This is a genomic window from Paraburkholderia sp. 32 (assembly GCF_050435345.1).
GTDB lineage: Bacteria > Pseudomonadota > Gammaproteobacteria > Burkholderiales > Burkholderiaceae > Paraburkholderia > Paraburkholderia tuberum.
The window spans coordinates 1,891,877-1,911,377 of record NZ_JBNDKD010000001.1 but is presented as its reverse complement, the minus strand read 5'-3'; the positions used below and the strand labels follow the sequence as shown (position 1 = coordinate 1,911,377).

The following is a 19,501-nucleotide window of genomic DNA, read 5'->3' as shown; positions in this document are numbered from 1 at the left end:
ATTCCGGTTCTCGCCTTTGCCCTCAATGCGTGCGCACCGGTTGCCCGCTCTGTCCCGCACTCATCGCCGCGCCCCTTTCCGCTCGATGCATGGCAGCGACCTTCGCTTCGGCAGCTTGAATGTCGGCGGGATACGAACCATCGTCGCCGACCGACGGGTTATATCCGGCCGCTTCCAGCTCCTCGAGTTCGTGCATGACTTCCGCGCGGGTGACTTGATGAGGTTCGGGCTCCGACGCAGCTTGCGCATACAGGCTCGCCGAATTGGCCATCAACATCGCACCGGCTTCGCAGTGTCGAGCGAGTACGACACTCTGGCGTGCCCGCGATGACGATTCGGCGCGCGTTGCGTGAGTTAGCGACTATGATTGATTGGTTGATTTTGGCCGACCGGAACCACATCGACAGGCCGATGAAAGACTTCTACCAGATCGAATGCAAGTGCGGATATGCGGTGTCGGGCGGTATTGCGCGCAAGACGCGACATGGCGTTGCGCACGCGTTGGCCGCGCCGTTGGCAAAAACAACAAAGGTCAAAGGTCATGGGTACGTCATGGCATAGGGGGCTGATGCCGCGACGTCCGGTGCCGTCTCCAGGCCTCATTGGAAGGAGACACGGCGATGAACTTGAGCAGAGAGTCGTGGCGCGCGCGTGGGCGCGTGCCGTCGTGGGTGGGGGCGTGCTGTGTGCTGGCGCTGTGCGCCATGTGGAGCCACGGCGCGTACGCGGGTTCGTCAGCAGAACAATGCCAGGGCGAGGCATGCAAAAGGCACGAGCCACCACCCCGATCGAAACTCAGCTGTCCGAATCTGAATGGATTGACCATCCGCGCCCGTGAGATCGGTCTGCCGACGACAGGCGCCGTCGTCACCTCGACGACCCAGGCGGCGGCGAGCGGCAGCGGCGCGACGGCTACCGGATCGTACTGCCTCGTGGCCGGCGCGATTCATCCGGTCGATCCATCCGCGCCGGACATCCTGTTCAACGTCGCGTTGCCGGACCAGTGGAACGGCAAGATCCTGATGCTCGGCGGCGGGGGTTTCGACGGCTCGATTCCCGCCATCACAGGTAACGTGCCGAGCGCGCCGGCGGCTCTGCCGGGACCGTTGTCGCGCGGCTACGCGGTGTTCGCGAGCGATTCCGGGCACGAGGCGACCAACGGTTCGGTGAACGGCGCGTTCTCCGTCAACGCCGAGGCCTACGACAACTTCATGGGAGAAGCGCTGAAGAAAACGCATGACGCCTCGCTCGTGATCATCGACGCGCATTACGGCACACATCCTTCCAGGGCGTATTTCGCGGGCGGCTCAACTGGCGGGCGCGAGGCGCTGACCGTCGCGCAGCGCTGGCCGCGTGACTGGGACGGCATCATCGCGTTCTATCCCGCGTACGACTTTACGACGCTGAGCCTTCAGCAATTGCGCGTGACCGAAGGCTTCGCGGCGCCGGGCGCGTATCTCGACACAGCGCAGCGCGCGCTGCTGCTCAACGCGGTCATGCAGGCTTGCGACGGACTCGACGGCGTGGTCGACGGTCTCATCAGCAACGTGCAGGCGTGCAATGCGACGTTCAACCCGGCGACGGCCAGCGTCGACGGCAAGCCTTTGCGTTGCGCCGGCGGTATCGCGCGCGGCGACACGTGCCTGTCGGACCGGCAGATCGCGGCGCTGAACACGATGAACACGCCGCTCGTGTTTGCGTACCCGCTCGAAAGCGGCGAAACGCTGTATCCCGGCTATAACGTGTATGGCGCCGATCTCGGGGTGGGCAGCAGTTCACCGCTCGAAGGCACCGTCACGACGCTCGCGCTCGGCACGACGCAGCCGTCGTATCCGCTGCAAAGCACCGCGATGTTCGACGGCCAGATCGCCGACGACTTCGTCCGCTACACGGTGATGGACAACCCGGACGCAGACTCGCTGCAGTACAACCCCGCGATTGCCGGTCGATGGTCCGGCCGCGTCAGCATGCTGTCGGGGCTTGACGCGACCGATGCGAACCTGACGCCCTTCATGCGGCACGGCGGCAAGTTGCTGATGGCGCACGGCACCGTCGATCAGACCGTCAGCACGCGGGCAACCGAGATCTACTATCAGCGCATGCTGGTGACGATGGGCTTTGGCGCGGTCGGCTCGTTCGCGCGCTTCTATGAGATTCCGGGGCTGCAGCACGCGGTCGGCACCGAGTTCAATGCGTCGTGGGACTCGCTGACGACGCTGGAGAACTGGGTCGAGCACGGCACACCGCCGGCGCATCAGGTGGTCACCGACACGGAGGGTGTGCCGGGACGCACGCGGCCGCTATGCCAGTATCCGGCGTGGCCCAGCTATAACGGCGCGGGCGACGTGAATAGCGCGAGCTCGTTTACCTGCGTGCAGTGAAGCCGGTCAGGGAGAGGCTTGCCGGTCGCGGCGCTAACGGGATGAATCGACATCGTGCCGGAATCGACGGCGTTGCGCGGGGTCGGTGATGCAGTCCTCGACCCGCTGGACGAACTCGTCGAAATTCGCGGCGTGCCGCGCCTCGCGACTGGCGATCATCTTCGCGATCGGGCCCAGATAGACGGCCAGTTTAACGGCGACGGCATCGATGCCGGCCTGATCGATCGCACTGTCTGGTGTCGTGCCTGCGGCGCTCGCGGGCGATACAGCCGATACCTTTGCGGCAGCCGTCGCGACGCGTGAGCCCGGCGATGACGAGGTCATCATCGACATATCGGGCAAGCCAGCCGTCAGCCGCGCGAAGGCCTGCTCGAATTCGAGCCGCGCCGTGTCCGGCAACGCCGCCGCCAGCTGCGCGCCGAGGGTCGGCAGGTCGTTCGCCTGGGTGGCCGCGCGTCGCACCAGAAGGCTCGCGAGCGGGCCCATCTGGGTCGCGAGTTGGCGTTCGATGCGCGCGAGCATCTCAGGCGGCCAACTCGGCGGCGTCGAAGGCACGGGCATAGGTGCGGGGCCGACGCCCGTCGCATGCGCTGGCAAGGAAGCGGACGCGGACCAATACGCGGACGGCGTCACGATAGTCCGGTCATCGTCGGCCGCCGCCGGTGAGACGGCCAACGACCTCAAGCTCGCGAGCCATTCCGCGGCCGAACCGAAGCGGTCGTCCGGCCGCCTCGCGAGTGCTTTCGCCACCATCGCGTCGAGCGCCGGCGGCAACGCGGAGACGATTTCCGATGGCCGGGCCGGCGCATCTTTGATGATCTTCTGCCTGATCGTGGCCGGGGAGCCGACGAACGGCTGGCGGCCGGTCAGCATCCGGTACAGCACGACGCCGGCCGAGAACAGGTCCGCGCGGGCATCGACCGATTCGCCCTCGAACTGCTCGGGCGACATGTAGCTCGGCGTGCCGATCATCCACCCGGACGAGGTTGCGGACGAGCCGATGCGCGCGACGCCAAAATCGGCGACCTTCAGAAGCCCCGGCGCCGTGACGAGCAGATTCGCGGGCTTGATATCGCGGTGCACGACGCCGGCCTCATGCGCATACGCGAGCGCGGCGAGCAGTTGCGCCAGCCAGTGGAAAGCGTCCGACAGCGGCAACGCGTGGCCCGGCACCAGCAATGTATCGAGGCCATGCCCGGCGAGGTATTCCATCACGATATAAGCCCTATCGCCGTCTTCGCCGAAATCGTGGACCGTGACGATGTTCGGATGCGCGAGCCGACCGGCCGCGCGTGCCTCGTTGCGAAAACGCAGCAGCATGTCGCCACTCGTGTCCTCGCCGGCGAGCAGTTCGCGACGCACGGTTTTCAGCGCCACCGGTCTTTCGAGGTGCGGGTCGAACGCGAGATAGACGACGCCCATGGCGCCCGTCCCCAGCACGCGGTCGATGCGGTACTTGCCAATGCGCGTAGGCGTTGCTTCGTTGCTCATTCGGGTTCCGGTCGAGGGGCGCCTGGCCGATCACGCCAGCTTACGCCCCCAGCATCCGCAGCGCTTCGACGAGACTCGTTTTCATGCGGTTGAACGAGACCGCGAGCGAGGCGATTTCGTCGCCGCCGCGCGTCGAAAACGATGCGGTGTCGAGCTTGCCGAGGCTGACTTCGTCGGCCGCGCGCGACAAAGCCTTGAGCCGCTTCGTCACGAGGAAATGCACCATCAGGTTCAGCGCGATCAGCACGCATCCGAACACCGCGGCGAACGACAGCATGAACGTGCGCCAGACGCTGTGCGCCTGTCCCAGCGGCAGCGACATCGGCACGGACACGACCTGCGCGCCGATCGTTTCATGCAGGGGCCAGTTGAAGCCGTTCGCCGGCCCGTATTTGTCGATCATCGTGCGCGGCGCCGCGCTGGGCGTGCTGTGGCATTCGAGGCACGCGGCCGAGTCGATGCGGGTGGGCCGCGCGATGTACAGGCTGGGGCCCGACGGCGTCGCGCGTTCGCCAATCAGTTCGGGCAATTCGGGGTGGTCATGCAGGCGCCGGATCACATCGGTCTCCCAGTCCGTGGCGCGGTCGCGCGGGTTGGTCGGATCGAGCATCGCGCTCTTGTACGAGAAGCCCGGAAACTTCTTCTGGATCGCGAGCAGGCTCTCGACGGCGGAATACGCGGGAATCGACTGCGGGACGAACGCGTATTTGATCTGCGTGGCAAGCAGCGGCGTCACCTGTTCGGACGTGTAGTTCTGCGCTGCGGTAGCGGCTTCGATCATCAGGCTCGCGTCGCGCACGGTCGTCTGCACCGCGTTTTCCTGCAACACCCGGTCGGCCACGAAACCCGTCGCGGCGAATCCCGCGGCGAACACGACGAGGAAGGCGAGATTGAATTTCAGAGTCAACGACAGGTTCATGGCTGCTCCACGCGAATGGTGTGCAAGGGCGTCAACGCCCGGTGGTGCATGGTACGTCAATGCGCGTCGGCGTCGTCCGGCGTAGGTTAGTGCCGGTATAGCCAGTTGGGGCCGGATTCGGGACGCACCGCCGGCGGCGCTTGCGCGGGCCTTTTGTGTGGCTCGCTCGCCGGGCGTGGCGGCGGCGGATGCAATATCGGCCGCCATTCCGGCAAAACGTCCAGATGGGTGTCGACCTGCGCGCGGAAGGCAGGAGTTTTCAGGCGAGGCACGAAGCGTTTGACGAAGGTGGCACGCTCGCTGACGCTGCTCGTGAGCCAGTCGGAGACGTCGGCGTAGTCGACGGCGCGAAGTGGCGCGGCAAGTTCGTGCCTGCTCGCGAGCCGTCCCGCCATCCCGACCAGCGCGTCCCGAAAGCCTGGCGGCATCGTGCCGATGAACTCCGCGGATGGCCGGGCTTGCGCGCGCAGGGGCCCGTCGGCAAGTCGCTCGAGGTACTGGCCCGCGTGCAGGATTTGCCTGGGCGCCTGGGCAGGGGCGCGAACGACGACGATCGCGTCATCCCCGGACTCCGCGAAGATTGCCGCGCGCTCGCCGGTGGTCATCGCGACGACCGACCACGGACCATTGCCTGAAGGTTTGATGTCGAGGCCGTGAAGTTCGATCGACAGCGGCGGTTGCGCGCCTGCGCTCACCTTGCAGCCAACCTTGAGCCAGCCGCTCAGCATCGTGATTCGCAGCGGTCTCGCCGCGGCGTTTTGCGACGTCGACGGCGTCTTGAGCAGTATTTGCGTTTGCGGCCCGAGCGCGATCAGCGTCCCCGCGCCGTCTTCGAGTTGCGCGGATTTGCCGGCGTCGGTTTCGATGATGTCGTCGTCGCGCAGCCTGGCGCCCTCGCCCGTCCGATACAGCGAGGCGCCGCGAATCACCGACACGGGACTCTCGGCGAACGAGACGACGACGTCCGCGTGGACGAGCGGCACCGCCGACGCAAACAGCGCCAGCGCGCCGCCCGCGCGTGCGCGCAGGAAGGCTGACGCCAGCATGACGAGGAAACGGTGAGCGGATGGCATCATCGGGGTCCGTTACGTCGGTGTCTGCGGTACTGTTTATCGTAGACGGTCCGATTCGTCGAGGGGTTCACCGACGAAGGCCGACACACGGCGTATTTCCCCAATCGCGGCGCGCGGCTTTCAAAAAGACGCGCATCGCGTTGTTTTTTGCGGACCGCCGCGCTTGCCTCAATTCGCAAACGTCGCCAGCTTGAACGTGCATGCAGTCGCCCCCGGCATCAGAAGCCCCTGCTCCACGCCAACGGGCACCTGACTATTGCCCGGCCCGTACAGCCAGTAGGTGAAGTAAAGCGCTCCCGCATGGCTGACCGCCAGTCGTTCCAACGCCTGGAACGGCCCCGAATTGATCTTGCCCAGCTGCGGCACGAGGTTGATATCGGTCGAACCGCCGAGCGTGTGCGGAATGGCGTGCCCCCGGTGATAGGTCCCGCCGTTGGCGAGCGGATGTCCGCGCATCCGCGTCGCGATTTCCTTGCGCGCCACCGTACTCTTTCCCTGACTGATTCCCCACGCTGCAATGAGGCGCTCGGTCGTCATATCGAACAGATATGAAAACTGGCCCATGGAAGTTTCGAGCAATTCGCACGATGCCACGCGCCGAACATAATCATCAGCCCACAGGTCGACCAGCAGCGGGGCCACCTCGTCGCTAAACGCAGCGGTCGCATGCGCGTGCGACAGGCGCGGCAAAATGCGGTTGAGTTCTGCGTAATCCGTCATGCGTCACCTCGACAGCGTGTGTCGCGCGGTTCGCGCGGCTCGCTTCGTCCTTGCTATCCGCCCGCTCTCGCGACCGCCTCCTGCAAGCGCCGCCGCACCTTGCCGACATCGACGCCGCCAGGTCCCGGCGTGTCGATGATCGGCATATAGCGCGCAGGCGTATGCAGCAAATAGGCCTGCATCTCATCGATCACGATCCGGTCGCTCGGGTCGTAGCCGAGATTCTCCAGTTGCCGGGTCAACTCCGCGCGTTCCTCGAAGCTCAATACCTGCCACCAGAACGCGCGGCACGCATGTGCGTATGCGCCGTCCGAAAAGTACCGCCAATGGCCTAATTCGTGACTGAGGATCGCGGCCCTGACGGTGGCGTCGATCATCTCGCCGCCTGGCGCGCGACCCAGCCCGGGAATGGTGATCAGAAAATCGTGTGCGCTCGCCGCTTTCCAGATCCCCTGCTCCTCGCGAATCAAACGCCATCGCACGAGAATCGTCTGCAACGTGCGCTCGCCCTGGTTCAGCACCACGCCCTGCTCGCGCGCGAGTTCGAAAAAATGCGCCAACTCCTCCGTGCTGAAGTTGTTGCCCGCCGTCAGCCCGGCGGGGTCGGTGCCAAAGCGCCGCGCGTGAGCCGCGATGGCCGCCGCCGACACCACGCGGTCGCGCGGCATATCGCGGCGTTCGAGCAATGCCACCACGCGCGCGAACATCGCACCCTGTTGCTCGAGGCTGGCCGCCTGCATCACATGGAGGCCGGGTTGGTCCGTCACGGTGAACAGTTGCAGGCGCGCATCGGGGGCCAACGCGACGGCGAGCCGGGCAAGCGGCAAGCGCACCGCTCCGTTGTCGTCGTCGACGGCCGCGGGTCTGTCTGCGGCATTGTTCGAGTCCTGCGGACCCGCGGCGAGCGCGATCGTGGTGACGCACGCGAACAGCAGCGCCACACCCGTCGCCACGTTGCAATACACGCGATAACGTGTCATCGGTGGCAACCTCGAAAGCGCCTAATCCGTGACCGTGACGATCGTCACCCGACGGTTCTCGGGCGCCGTCGGATTGCGCTTGTTCAACGGATCGGAAGAACCTTTGCCGAGCGACGATAGCCGCTCCGCCGAGATACCGTCTTTCCGTGTCAGATATTCGACCACCGCGGCCGCACGGTCTTCGGACAGCTTCATGTTGGCATCGGGCGACCCGCGCGGATCGGCATGCCCTTCGACGCGAAACCGGTACGCCGCGAGTTTCTCCGACTGCAATGCACCGGCGACCTTGTCGAGCGCGGCCTTCGCGCTGTCGGTGAGCGTGGCCGAATTGGTGGCGAACGTGATCAGGATTTGCGCGGCGGGTTTTCTCGCGGGCGCGGGGCGCGGCGCGGCGGACGGCGGCTTGTTCGACAGCACGAAGCCGCGCGTCACGACGTTCTCGCCCGACTCGCTCGACTGGTCGGGCTCGAGCGCGCGCGTCACCGACTGCTCGTTGATGTCCTGCTCGTTCAGGACCGGTTCGGCTGCGCGCGAGGCCGTGCACAGCAATGCGAGCAAGCACAGCGTGGCGGACAGAACGCCGCCCGGAATGCGTCGTGCGGAAGACGGATGGGTCAGGCGTGACATACGGCGATCTCCGCAGAATGGAGTTGCGGTGAGGCCGCCAGCGCCCCTTTACGGACCGTCGGCGAACACCGGCGGGAACCGGCGTATGACAGCCTCATCCTTTAAAGACGAATGATGGGAAGTCAATTTGAAACGCTTACCCTTACCCGCGGCCGCGACCTCAGTGATGCCGTTGCTGTGCGCCCGGGTTCGACATCACGTCGATCACCGAATCCCACTCTTGCGTGCCGACGTCGAGCAGACTCGCGAACTGCAAGCCGGTCGTCGTGCCCGCGGAAACTCTCGCCGAAGCCGGCACGGCCGGTGATCCGTCGCTCCACCAGAGCGCGTGTCCCATGGCGACGGTCTGTTCGAGCAAGGCGGCGAATCCGCCGTCGGCTGCATCAGGGATGGCGAGCCGCCACCGCATCGATGCGCGATCCCGATTGAACAGGCTCTCGGCTCGCAACGCCGCGTCGAAAGCATCGAGGGCGAATTCCTGCGTCAGTGTCGACAATGCGAGCGCCACCAAGCGGTCATACCATCCTTGCGCATCGGCCAGTCGCCGTGCGAGTTCGGCGCCGTCGATCGCCTCAGCGATCGTGAACGGAAAATAGCGTCCCACACGGTCCACGCCCGGCGTCAGAACGCCCGCCCACGCGCTCGGGCCATACAGACCCGCGCCCAGCGCGAAACACCACACCGGGGCATTCAGATACAGTTCCAGCCACTGCGCGCCAAAGCGCTGCCGCGCGAGCAACATGCCTTCCTGCAAGCGCTCATCCCAACGCGTGACGAACTCGACTGGCAAGCGCCGTCCCACGAAGTCGCCATGCGTGCGCACCTTGCCGAAGAAGCCGGGCCCGGATGTCGGCTCCGGCGCAAGCTCGCCGCTCATAGCCGATCCGGACAGCGAAACTGCTCGAGCATGGCACGGCGAAACGGATTCACGATGCTGCTGGCTGCCAGTTCGAACTCCGCGCGCCGGCCATCCGAGTCGAAGCTCAGGCGAAAGCGGTCGGGTTGCGCGGTGGGCTGCAGACGCGCATCGTCCATCAGATGCAGCAGTGCCCACGGTCCGTCGGCGCGCGCCGCCGGTGTGCTGCCCGCCGGCGTGAACTCGACGTGCGCCTGGCCGGTGCCCTTGCCGCTCGGCCACTGGAACACCATCGATTGCGGCGTGTCGGGTTTGACGACCATTTGCTGCCCATCGATGTCGAGCGTGAACTGGGTAATCGATGGATCGATGCTGAGCGGCTTCACCGTGAAGCGCACCGACACGTCTCGGCCGCCGGCCCGGAAGAACGCGTCGCGGATCTGCGCGGCGCGCTGGAACTGGCCGAGCACGTCGACCGGGATGCCGAGCGTATCGACGCCGCTGCGCCATTTCCACTGCGGTCCCGACATGTCGACCATCGTTGCCAGATTCTTCTGGAAGAAATCGTCGATCAGGCCGCCTGGGCTCAGCAGCCTGCCGAAATCGTCGGGCGCGACGTCGCGCGTCGAGCCGCGCACGAGAGGATAGCGACCGTCGAGCGCCTGCCGGCACAGTTGCGCCACGTTCGCCTGCCACAACGCGTTCAGGCGCGCCCGCTCGCCGCCCACCATCAGCGACCCCGCCCCGCTCGCGACGCTGGTGGCCACCGTCGCGAGCGGCGGCGGCGCCCCCTGGGCCACCAGCTTGAGCTTGTTCAACGCATCGCCGGGCGGCGGCGGCAAGCCCTGACGGCGCGCCGAGTCCGCGGCCTCCAGATAGGTCGCGGCGTCCTTCAGCGCGGCGAGTTGCGCGTCCAGCGGAGCCGGGCCCGGTGCGCCGGGTTTGCCGGCCAGTTCGTGCAGCGCCTGGAAATGCGCGTCGACCGGATTGAGTTCGGCCGGCGCGGGCGGTGCCGCGTCTTCCGGCTGGTTGCCGAGCGCGCTCTCGAGGCGCTTTTTGGCCGCATCGAGCTTGTTGGTCAACGCGGCAACGCCCTGCTCCGTCAGCGAACCGCCCGTTCTGGTGCTGCCCAGCGTGGTTTCCTGCGCCGCGGCCAGCATCAGCGAGCGCAGCGGCGAGTCGGGCGCCGCGAGCACATTCGCCACGCGTGCCCCCTGCTGCACGCCGTCGAACGGCACCACGTCGATATCGTTGAGCAACGCGTCCCACTGGCGGATGTACTCGTCGTAGTAAAGCCGGGTGATGCCCGCCTTCAGATCCTCGATACCGTTCGGCGTCAATACCGATTCCTGACGGCCGAGCACCCAATCGTCCTTTGCGATATCGATCACCGCCGCGTCGCGCAACTGGCCGAACTTCTGATAGCCGGCCCGCGTGTACGCGCCTGAAACACCGCGCGTCAACGGCGCGCCGCTCTTGCGCACGAGCACCAGCGCGGCATTGCGCCCGGCCGCGTTGGCGACGCTGAACTCCGGCAGTCTGCTCTGTTCGAGATCGCGTTTGACGCGGTTGAACAGACGCTGCGTCAGCGGCATTTTGGCGAGCGTCGCGCGCGCCTGCGCGATCAGATCCTTGTCGAGCGGCAGCGACGCATCGAAGCGCGCCGGCTGGAACAGCGCGGCGAGATGGCCGTCGAGATCGTTGCGCTGATCGTCGCTGGCATCGCGCAACGGCCCGCGGCGCCAATCGACATCGGCCCACAAGCGCACCGAGTCGGCGTCGAAGTGCAGTGAATCGCCCAGCATCAGATACGCGCGCAAGACTTCATACTGGAAGTCGGGATTGTTCGCGTCACCGCGGCGCAGTTCTTCTTCCATGCGGCTCACGACCAGAGGCAACAGCGTCTGACGCAACAGCCGCCGATAACTGGTCTGCGCTTCGAGGCCGAGCTTGTCGCCCTGATAAAGGCCGAGGCGCGACAGCCACGGCACGCTCCTGTCGCGGTCCGCGTAACCGCCGGGAAGGTCGCGCGCGGCATTGAGCAGCGGCAGCAGCGCAAGCGGGTTGTCGCCCGGCTGGGTGGTCTGCGCGAGCTTCTGCAACTCGGCAACGTGCTGTCGAACATCGGCGACGTAAGCGCGATTGCGTTGATAGCTGACGAAGAACAGAACCAGCGCCAGCACCGTGACGATGCCGATCGCCGCCAGCGCGGCGCGCTGAAACCAGGCGCGGCGCCGCTCCAGCTTCTGGTTCACGCCCGCGAGTCCGGCTTCCTCGAAGATCACGCCGCGCAGCAGCCGCGTGATGAAGTAAGCGCGCCCGCTCGCCGGGTCGGGCAACACGACCTGTTGCTGGAAGCCGAGCGCCGAGGCGACCGCGCTCATCACGCGATCGATCGGCCGGCCTTCCTGGGTGCCGCTCGTGAAATACACGCCGCGCAGCAACGCGGACTCCTCGAAGCGCGAGGTACTGAAGGTTTCGTCGAGAAAGCTTTTCAGTACGGCTTGCAGACCCGCGAACTGCTGCGGAAATCCATAGACGAGCGCACGCCGGCGCACATCGGTCTCGCGCTGCATACGGTTCAACACGCGGGCTTGCAGCTGCTTTTCCAGCACGTGGAATTCGGCGGGAAATGCGGCCAGTGCGTCGTCCGGCGAGCCTCGCTCGGTGAACGGGAACGTCATGCCCCAGACCTGTTCGCGCTCGTCGCGGCCGAGGTCGTCGAAGAATTCCGCGAAACCCGCGAGCAGATCGCATTTGGTCACGATCACGTAGACCGGAAAACGCATGCCGAGCTTGCCGTACAGTTCCCTGAGACGCTCGCGCACGGCTTGCGCCTGCTGCGCGCGTTGCGTGTCGGACAGTTGCAGCAGGTCGCGCGTCGACAAGGCCACGATGACGCCATTCAGCGGCCGGCGTGGCCGATACTTGCGCAGCAGTTGCAGGAAGCCGGCCCACGCGGCCTGATCGGCTTCGGCGAAACTATCCTGGGTGGTGAAGCGGCCCGCGGTATCGAGCAGCACCGCATCGTCGGTGAACCACCAGTCGCAATTGCGCGTGCCGCCCACGCCGCCGATCGACTGCTTGCCGAGCCGCTCGGCGAGCGGAAACTTGAGCCCGGAGTTCAACAGCGCGGTGGTTTTGCCCGTGCCGGGCGCGCCGACGAACATGTACCACGGCAACTGGTACACGTACTGACTTCCGAAGCGCCCCTTGACCCGCGCCTTGCGCAAGGTCGCCATGGCGGCTTCGAAACGCTGCTTCAACGCGGCGATGTCGGCCTCGGATTCTTTCTTGCCGGGCGCGGGCTCGGCCGGTCCCTCTGCCACCACGCGAGTGAACTGGATGTTGGCGAGACGCACCGCGATCCAGCGCACGCTCCAGTACACCGCCCACACCAGCAGCAACACGATGATCACGGCCCAGCGGCTGCTGTTGCTTTCGAGCGGCTCATGACCCGCGTACGCGACGAGCGGCCCCTCGACCCACACGATCAGCGACAGTGCGAGCACGCCGAGCAACGACAGCACGATGGCTCGTCTGAGCCAGCCAAAGATTTTCATACCCGGCTCCTCTGTGCCACCCGCGACGGACTCATCCCGTAGGCCTTCACGATGCCGCTCCCGGCGCCAGCACCGTGATATCGACGCGGCGGTTGCGCGCGCGATTCGCGGCGGTGTCGTTCGGTGCGATCGGCTCGGCGTCGCCGCGCCCTTCGGCGCTGAAGCGGGCGGGGTTGCCGGCCCGCGACACGAGCATGTCGCGCACCGCTTCGGCGCGCGCCTGCGACAGATGCCAGTTCGACGGGAAGCGCGCGGACAAGACTCGCTGGCTGTCCGTGTGACCCGCGACCACCACGTTGCCCGGCACTTCCTTCAACGCGTCGCCGATACGCTGGATGAGCGGGACGAAACCCGCGGCGAGATCGGCGCTGCCCGAGCCGAACAGGCCGTCGCCATTGATCGTGACGACGGTCCTGTCGGGCAACTCCGAGACACGCACGAGGCCTTGGGCAATTTCAGGCGCGAGGAACTGCGCTAGCTTCGGCGCAGGTTTGGGCGCGGCCGCCAGTTTCGACGCAAGCACGGGAGCCGGCGCGACGCGGATGCCGTGCAGCGCTTCGAACACGCGGTCGGACATGTCGTTGAGTCTGAAGCTCAACACCAGATTGACGATCACCAGCACGAGGCAGGCGATTGCCGCCGCCACCCACAACGGCACGAGTTGCAGCAACGGCTTGCGTTCGACCTTGACCGGCAGCCAGTGCGGCGACAGATCGCGTTCGGCCGCGCCGCGCTGGCCGCGAATCATCTGTTCGAGGCGTTCGCGGATCGTGTCGAGCTGCGTGCGGCCACCGTCGATCAGACGGTAACGTCCTTCGAAACCGAGGCCGAGAATCACGTAGATCAATTCGAGCACATCGATATTGCCCGCGGGGTTCTGCGCGAGACGCTGCAGGATCAGGAAAAAGCGCTCGCCACCCGAGGCCTCGTTGTGGAACGTCACCAGCAAGCTGCGGCTGCCCCACAAGCCCGCCCCCCACGGCGTGCTGGCGATCGCTTCGTCGAGGAACGTGCACAGGCAATAGCGCGAGGCGCCGAGCTTCTCGTCGTCGATGCCGTTGGCGCGGCCTTGCGCCTCGAAGCTGCGCACCATTTGCATCAGCTGGTTGCGCAGGTCTTCCACATTCGGATGAGTCGGCAACTGCCGCAACGGCAGCGCCAGTTCGATCAGCGGGTTGGCCGCGCGCAACAGCGGATTCAGACCGCCGCCGGCGGCCAGCATCGGCGCGGGCGTTGCCGCGGCCGCCATGAACGCCGCCCGCGCGCCGCCCGGTGTCGGAATCAGAATCGTCGCGCCGGGATCGTCGGCGGGGCCACGCGGTTCGTCTGGACTCACGATGAACTTCCTCAATCAATGCATCAGCGGCGAATTGCCCAGAACTCCATCGTCAGTCCGGGAAAGTCGCCGGCGACGTGCAACGCCATGCCCGCGGAATTCGCGAACTGTTTCCACAGTTCGTTGCCGCGATCGAGTTCGAAGTAGGTAAAGCCCGCATGGAACGGCAGTTGCCGGGGTGCCACGGGCAACGCGCGCAGGCCGACGCCCGGCAATTGCAGATTGACGAGATCGCGAATGCGTTCGATCGGGCCGATCTTCACCTGTGGCGCGAAGCCGGTCAGGATGTGCTCGGCCGGCATTTGCGCGCGCACCGCGAGCACGAAGGTGGCGCCGGCAAACAGCGTCTTGTCCGGCACGATCGCCACGCGCAAGCCGAACTTGCGCTCTTCGAGCGGGATCGCCACGGCGTGCGGGTCCATCACCATGCTCAGCGACGCGCGAATGTCGTCGATCACCGGTGCGAAGGTTTCGCGCAACCACTCATGGCGATACACCGGATACGCCGGCGGCCGCTTCGACGCCTGGCTGAAGGTCGCCAGCTCGCCGGCCAACTGCACCGCCGCCTGGTACAGCGCCTCGGGATGCAGACCGGTCATCGTCGAGAGATGCGCGGCCAGCGGCTCGTGGCGATTGATCAACTGCAGCAACAGGAAATCGGCCACTTCCGCGACACCCGTCACGCCGGGCTGTGCAAGGCGTGCGGCCAGCGCTTCGCCGCGCTGATGCAGAAGGCCCACGAGGTCGTCGACGAACGCCGCGAGACGGCGCGCCACCCGATAGTCGAGACACGGCGGGCCGTAGTCGTTTTCGAGCACGACGCGGTTGTCGGGCAGACGCTCGAGCACGCGCGCGACGCCGAGCGCGGTGTAGGCATTCGCCACTTCGGGGGCGAGCGCGAGACGCACGCGCAGTTTGCCGATCTGCAGCAACGCCGCGCCGGCATTCGGATCGTTGCTGTCGCTGACGTCGAATTCGGTGACACGGTGTCGCGCGAAGTTCTCCTCGCTGGCTTCGTTGCCGGTTTCGGCGACACCCGGCCTGCGCACCGGCAATGCCAGTTGGACCAGCATGTTGCGGGTGCCTTCGGGAATCTCGAGCGGCTCGGGCAAGTCATCGTCGGCGGGCAGATCGAACGGTGTGCCATCCGGCATCACGCCGGAGCACGACAGCAGCGCGAGCTTGCCGAGCTTGAGCAGCGACTCGTCGATCTCCAGCGCGGTAAAGCCCCAACTGTACGGACGCAGACCGGCGGCGCGCGTCTCCAGTTGCCGCTGCAGATAGCGGTCGTGCTGCTGCAAATGCTGGGGCTGCAGAAACATCCCCTCCGACCAGATGACTTTGCTGTTCCAGGACATGTTGTCTCGTTCAAACGTTTCTAGGTGGGATCGACGGGATGCTTCGGCTGACGCTCGCGGGCCGCGCGCAGTTCGTCGATCTGGGCCTCGTATGCGTCATTGAACGCCTGACCGAAGAGCTTCTGGAAATCGTCGTCGGCTTCGCGCGCGACGGCGCCCTGCAATGCGACGAACAGATCCCACAGTTTCGCCTTGCGGTTGGACAGCACTTTTTCGAGCGCACCGGAGTCTTTCAGCTGCGCTTCGATCGAAGCGGGATCGAAGCGTCCGAGCACGTGCGCGAGCGCCGCGCGCATGCCGGCGAGCACCGCGAGCTCGTGCGCCGCGATATCGTCGAAGGCGCGCCTGAGCGCCTCGTCGGGCGGCAGATACCCGGCCGAGCGGCCAGTCAGCATCTGCGCCAGCGCGCTGTCGACGTCCGGGAAAAACTTGAGCGGATTGTTGTCGCGCGCGACGATCATCGTCGTGTCGAGACGGGCTTCGCGTTTGGTCATCGAGCGCGCGCGCAGTACGCCCATCGTGCCGCGCAGCGCGTCGCGCAGCATCGTGCCGATCAGACGCGCGAACTCCGCTTCGGGCAGGTTCGGCGCGCGCGACGGATCGAGGCCGAGGCCTTCGAGCAGCGCCTGCAGGGTGGCCGGGTTCTGGCTCGCGGAAGTGGCGGCGGCCGCGTGGCGAACCGGGGCCGGCTGGGCGGTCGGCGCTGGCGCGGCAGGCGGTGACGTGATCGGGCCCGCGGACGCGGCCGGCTGCTGAAGCTGCTGCGCAACGGGCTCCAAAGCGGGCTCCAAAGCGGGCTGCGCAGCGGACGACGGCCCCGGCGCCGCGCCAGGTACGGCCACCCGCGCGGTGGCGGCTTGCGGCGCGACCACCGGCACGACCACCGGCACCACGGGAGCCAAAGGGGTCGATGCCGCAAACTGCGTCGACGGCGTTGTCGGTATCCCGAACAGATCATCGAACGGTGTCGCCGCCGACCCTGCCGCGCCGGGATCGAGCAATCCCGGCGGCAAGCCGGTCGGGCCGCCCAAAGGCGCGGCCGCCGGCGCGGGCGCAGTGGGCCACCCCGGCAACTCGTGCGCAGGATGCGGCGCGGCCGGCGAGCCGCTGCCCGGCTGCCCGGGCGTTTCCCATTGCGCCAACGCATCCGCGAGCGGGTCGTAGTCCGCCGGAATACCCCCCGTGGGTGTGGCAGGCCGGCCGGGATCGGGCTGGGACGCTTGCGGCGCCGAAAACGCCTGCAACTCCGGCGACACATGATCGCTTTCCGAGCCCGCAAAGCCCGGACCCGACGAGACCCGCTGCGGTTCGCCGAAGCCCGGCTGCCCGAGCGGATCGAGCGCGCCCATCTGCAACGCGTCGCCTTGCGAATCGGCCGGCAACGGTCCACTGAGCACCTGCGCGGCACTCAGCGGATCACGCCCGCCCGTCAGACCGCGCACGCCGGCCGCCTGCTCGCCGATCGACACCTCGAGCAGATACGGACCGATCAGCAGACGGTCGCCGTCCGCGAGCCTCGCCTCGCGCGTGCCGCCCAACGCGCGCTGATTCAGCACGCTCGGATTGCTGCCCAGATCGCACAGCAGATAGTCGCCGCCGCGAAACTCGACGCGCGCGTGAACGCGCGAGATCGCGCGTTGTTGATCGGGCAGCACCAGCGTGCAGTCGTTGGCCCGGCCGATCGTGCCTCCGGCGGGGCCGAACGCGATCGCGATCGGCTCGGCCAGCGTCTCGTCGTTGAATCGCGCAACCCGCAGCGAAAGAATCGGATAGTTCACTTGGCTCCCCACGAGCGGTCAGGTGCATCACTCACGATTTGATTTTTTTGGTTCCGTCGTCGGCGTCTTTGGGCGCGCTCGGCGCGGTCGGTGACGAGCCGCTGCCGGAGCCCGCCGAGCCGCCCGAGTTGAGCAGGATCGGTGTGCCCGACACCGCCACGCTGACCGGCCCGACCACCACGAAGGCGCCGCCCGCCTTCAGCGTAATGCTCGCGCCCGCTTCGATCACGATGTTCATGCCGGCCTTGATGTGGATATTCATGCCGGCGTCGATCGCATAGTCCATGCCGACCTTTTCCTGCAACTTCTGCCCGACCTTCAGCGACGCGTTGCCATCGACCTCGGCGTTCTGGTCGCCCGTCACGGCGTCGTGGCGCGCGCCGGTGATCGCCACGAACTCGTTGCCGGTCACTTTCAGATGCCGGTCGTTGCCGACGTTACTCAGCATGTCGTTCTTGACCCAGGTCTCGTGGTCCTTCTCGGCGTGGAAGAACAGTTGCTCGCTGCCCTTGTCGTCGTCGAAACGCATTTCGTTGAAACCGCTGCCGCCCTTGGTCGAATTGCTCTTCAGCGTCGAGAACATCTGATTGGCCGGCAGTTCGTACGGCGGCATCGTGTTCGCGTTGTAGACGCAACCGGTCACGAGCGGCCGGTTCGGATCGCCCTCGATGAACTCGACGACCACCTCCTGACCGATCCGCGGCAAGAAGAACGTGCCCCAGCGTTTGCCGGCCCAGCTTTGCGACACGCGCACCCAGCACCGCTTCATGCGCGCGTCGGCATCGGCCGGCGGAGCGAACTGCTCCCAATGAAACTGCACCTTGATGCGGCCATATTTATCGGTGAGGATTTCTTCGCCGTCCGGGCCGACCACCATGGCGGTCTGCGGGCCCGCCACGACCGGCTGCGGCGTCAGCCGCTCGGAGCGGAAGTGGTTTTCCTTGCGCAACGCGCTGAACGCGCAGTCGAAGAGCGGCAGCGAAGGATCGTGGCGCACCGTCGACACATAGACATCCGAATTGATCTCGTACGCGGCGCTGACCACCAGATACTCGTGGTTCTGCGCATCGCAGGCGTGATTCTCGAGCTTGAACTGCCCGCCCGGCCAGATGCCGCGCGCGCTCGATCGGCCCGAAATGCTGTCGTTGCGCGCCTGACGGATCTCGATGCCGACCTTCGCATAGCGGTCGCCATCGCTGGACTGCGCGTGGCCGCTCAAATGTTCCTGCATCGCGTACACCGGCGGATCGTATACTTTCGGCCGCGTCGCGCGCGACAGCAGGCCTTGCTGGTTGCTCAACGTGGGCTTTTCGAAATCGTAGTCGTTGACTTCGTACTTGCCGGTCTGCAATTCCGCGCCCGAACTCCACGCATACACGCATTCCTTCTCGTTCGAAGGCTCGTACCACGCATCGTACGAAATCGACGCATAGTGTTCGATCGGTCCGTGAACGTCGCTCGAATCGGTCAACACCAGCGTGTGCTTGCCCCCTTTGTGCTCGAAGTAGTAGTACATGCCCTCGTGCTCCATCAGGCGGCTCACGAAGGCGAAATCGGTCTCCCGGTATTGCGCGCAGTGCTGCAGCGGCGGATAGGTCGCCTGGCATTTATTGCTGACGTCGATGTTGTAGTCCTGCAGCACGCCGGTCACGATATCGAGCACGCTCTTTTCATGGAAAAAGCGGCTGTGCGACGCGCGCGTGAGCAGCCACAGCCGCGGACGCACCACCGCTTCATAGCGCGCCATGCGGTTGCGGGTGTTGTCGCCCGGTGCGACGATCCGGAACGCCGTGACGATCCCGTTGAATTGCCGCTCGCCGTCCTCTGGCAACGACAGCGCAATCGAGATGTCATGCCCGAGCAGATCGCCGGCCTGCAGATCGTTGCGCTTGCCAAGCAGATCGAGCCGCCATTCGCTCAGGCGCCCCAACTCCTCGGTGCCGCTCAGATGCAGAAACAGCAGATCCTCGCCGGCAGGCGCGCAACTGACGGTGACGTGTCGGTTCGGGTTTTGCGTGGTCATGTCACGGAATCATCGTCTTGACTGTCGCCGGATTGACGATCGTGACCACGCCACCCCAGTTGCACATGCAGGTCGACACGTCGTCGAGCGACGGCTGGTTGCCGAGCAGCACGGTCGGCGCGCCCGGCGTCCACGGCGTCATGGTGGCCGGAATGCACGGCATCGGCGTCAGCACGCCCAACGCCGCCGCCGTCGCGGCGGCGACGGTCGGATTGGCGGGCGAGCTGCACACGCCGAACGGCATGATGTTGACGAGCGGAATGTGATCCATGATGTTGGCCGCGGGCGGCCCTTCGCCCATCACCCGGTTGACCGGCAACACCACGAGCGTCGAAGGCGCCGCGCCGAACGAACATTGCAGCGTCGCGCCCATGCTGACTTGTTGCGGCATAAGAA

Annotated in this window: 16 protein-coding genes; 2 read left to right on the top strand and 14 right to left on the bottom strand. The window is 66.2% G+C overall.

The annotated features are described in order from the left end of the window. Positions 1-22 precede the first annotated feature (22 nt). Positions 23-277 carry a DUF4148 domain-containing protein gene (locus OKW26_RS08950; RefSeq protein WP_429353349.1) on the bottom strand — a complete coding sequence of 85 codons (255 nt, stop codon included), beginning with the start codon at positions 275-277 and terminating at the stop codon, positions 23-25. A 50-nt stretch (positions 278-327) separates the two neighbouring features. On the opposite strand from OKW26_RS08950, the gene OKW26_RS08945 reads away from it, so the two are divergent. Both OKW26_RS08945 and OKW26_RS08940 read left to right on the top strand, forming a co-directional pair. After that, positions 328-561 (top strand): hypothetical protein, encoded by a 234-nt coding sequence (locus OKW26_RS08945; RefSeq protein WP_429353348.1) that lies wholly within the window; start codon positions 328-330, stop codon positions 559-561. Between the two features lie 59 nt (positions 562-620). Further along, positions 621-2,381 carry a tannase/feruloyl esterase family alpha/beta hydrolase gene (locus OKW26_RS08940; RefSeq protein ID WP_429353347.1) on the top strand — a complete coding sequence of 587 codons (1,761 nt, stop codon included), beginning with the start codon at positions 621-623 and terminating at the stop codon, positions 2,379-2,381. A 33-nt stretch (positions 2,382-2,414) separates the two neighbouring features. Here the strand turns inward: OKW26_RS08940 and OKW26_RS08935 are convergent, their stop codons facing one another. The 13 genes from OKW26_RS08935 to OKW26_RS08875 all read right to left on the bottom strand — a co-directional run bounded on the left by OKW26_RS08935 (position 2,415) and on the right by OKW26_RS08875 (position 19,496). Continuing rightward, a complete protein-coding gene (locus tag OKW26_RS08935) occupies positions 2,415-3,872 on the bottom strand; it encodes a protein kinase domain-containing protein (RefSeq protein WP_429353346.1) in 1,458 nt (485 codons plus the stop codon). Positions 3,873-3,912: 40 nt separating this feature from the next. Next, positions 3,913-4,791, bottom strand: coding sequence for a c-type heme family protein (locus OKW26_RS08930; RefSeq protein WP_129959255.1), 879 nt, complete (start codon positions 4,789-4,791; stop codon positions 3,913-3,915). Between the two features lie 86 nt (positions 4,792-4,877). Next, positions 4,878-5,864, bottom strand: a complete 987-nt coding sequence (locus OKW26_RS08925) for a hypothetical protein (protein ID WP_429353345.1) — start codon at positions 5,862-5,864, stop codon at positions 4,878-4,880. 168 nt (positions 5,865-6,032) lie between these two features. Continuing rightward, positions 6,033-6,584, bottom strand: a complete 552-nt coding sequence (locus OKW26_RS08920; protein WP_429353344.1) for a hypothetical protein — start codon at positions 6,582-6,584, stop codon at positions 6,033-6,035. A gap of 53 nt (positions 6,585-6,637) precedes the next feature. Further along, positions 6,638-7,564, bottom strand: coding sequence for a hypothetical protein (locus OKW26_RS08915; RefSeq protein ID WP_429353343.1), 927 nt, complete (start codon positions 7,562-7,564; stop codon positions 6,638-6,640). Positions 7,565-7,585: 21 nt separating this feature from the next. Then, a complete protein-coding gene (locus OKW26_RS08910; protein WP_429353342.1) occupies positions 7,586-8,191 on the bottom strand; it encodes an OmpA family protein in 606 nt (201 codons plus the stop codon). Between the two features lie 160 nt (positions 8,192-8,351). Beyond that, on the bottom strand, positions 8,352-9,068 hold the full coding sequence (gene tagF / locus OKW26_RS08905; RefSeq protein WP_429353341.1) for a type VI secretion system-associated protein TagF: 717 nt from the start codon (positions 9,066-9,068) through the stop codon (positions 8,352-8,354). Continuing rightward, positions 9,065-12,610: a type VI secretion system membrane subunit TssM gene (tssM, locus tag OKW26_RS08900; protein ID WP_429353340.1), complete on the bottom strand. Its 3,546-nt coding sequence runs from the start codon at positions 12,608-12,610 to the stop codon at positions 9,065-9,067. The genes tagF and tssM overlap by 4 nt, the downstream gene beginning before the upstream one ends. Positions 12,611-12,656: 46 nt before the next feature. Next, positions 12,657-13,946 (bottom strand): DotU family type VI secretion system protein, encoded by a 1,290-nt coding sequence (locus tag OKW26_RS08895; RefSeq protein WP_429353339.1) that lies wholly within the window; start codon positions 13,944-13,946, stop codon positions 12,657-12,659. Between the two features lie 23 nt (positions 13,947-13,969). Next, positions 13,970-15,304 carry a type VI secretion system baseplate subunit TssK gene (gene tssK / locus OKW26_RS08890; RefSeq protein WP_184066333.1) on the bottom strand — a complete coding sequence of 445 codons (1,335 nt, stop codon included), beginning with the start codon at positions 15,302-15,304 and terminating at the stop codon, positions 13,970-13,972. A 20-nt stretch (positions 15,305-15,324) separates the two neighbouring features. Continuing rightward, positions 15,325-17,082, bottom strand: coding sequence for a type VI secretion system-associated FHA domain protein TagH (tagH, locus tag OKW26_RS08885; protein WP_429353338.1), 1,758 nt, complete (start codon positions 17,080-17,082; stop codon positions 15,325-15,327). Positions 17,083-17,113: 31 nt separating this feature from the next. Beyond that, a complete protein-coding gene (locus OKW26_RS08880) occupies positions 17,114-19,105 on the bottom strand; it encodes a type VI secretion system Vgr family protein (RefSeq protein ID WP_429353337.1) in 1,992 nt (663 codons plus the stop codon). Between the two features lies 1 nt (position 19,106). After that, complete coding sequence (locus tag OKW26_RS08875; RefSeq protein WP_429353336.1) at positions 19,107-19,496, bottom strand: DUF4280 domain-containing protein; 390 nt, start codon at positions 19,494-19,496, stop codon at positions 19,107-19,109. Positions 19,497-19,501 lie beyond the last annotated feature (5 nt).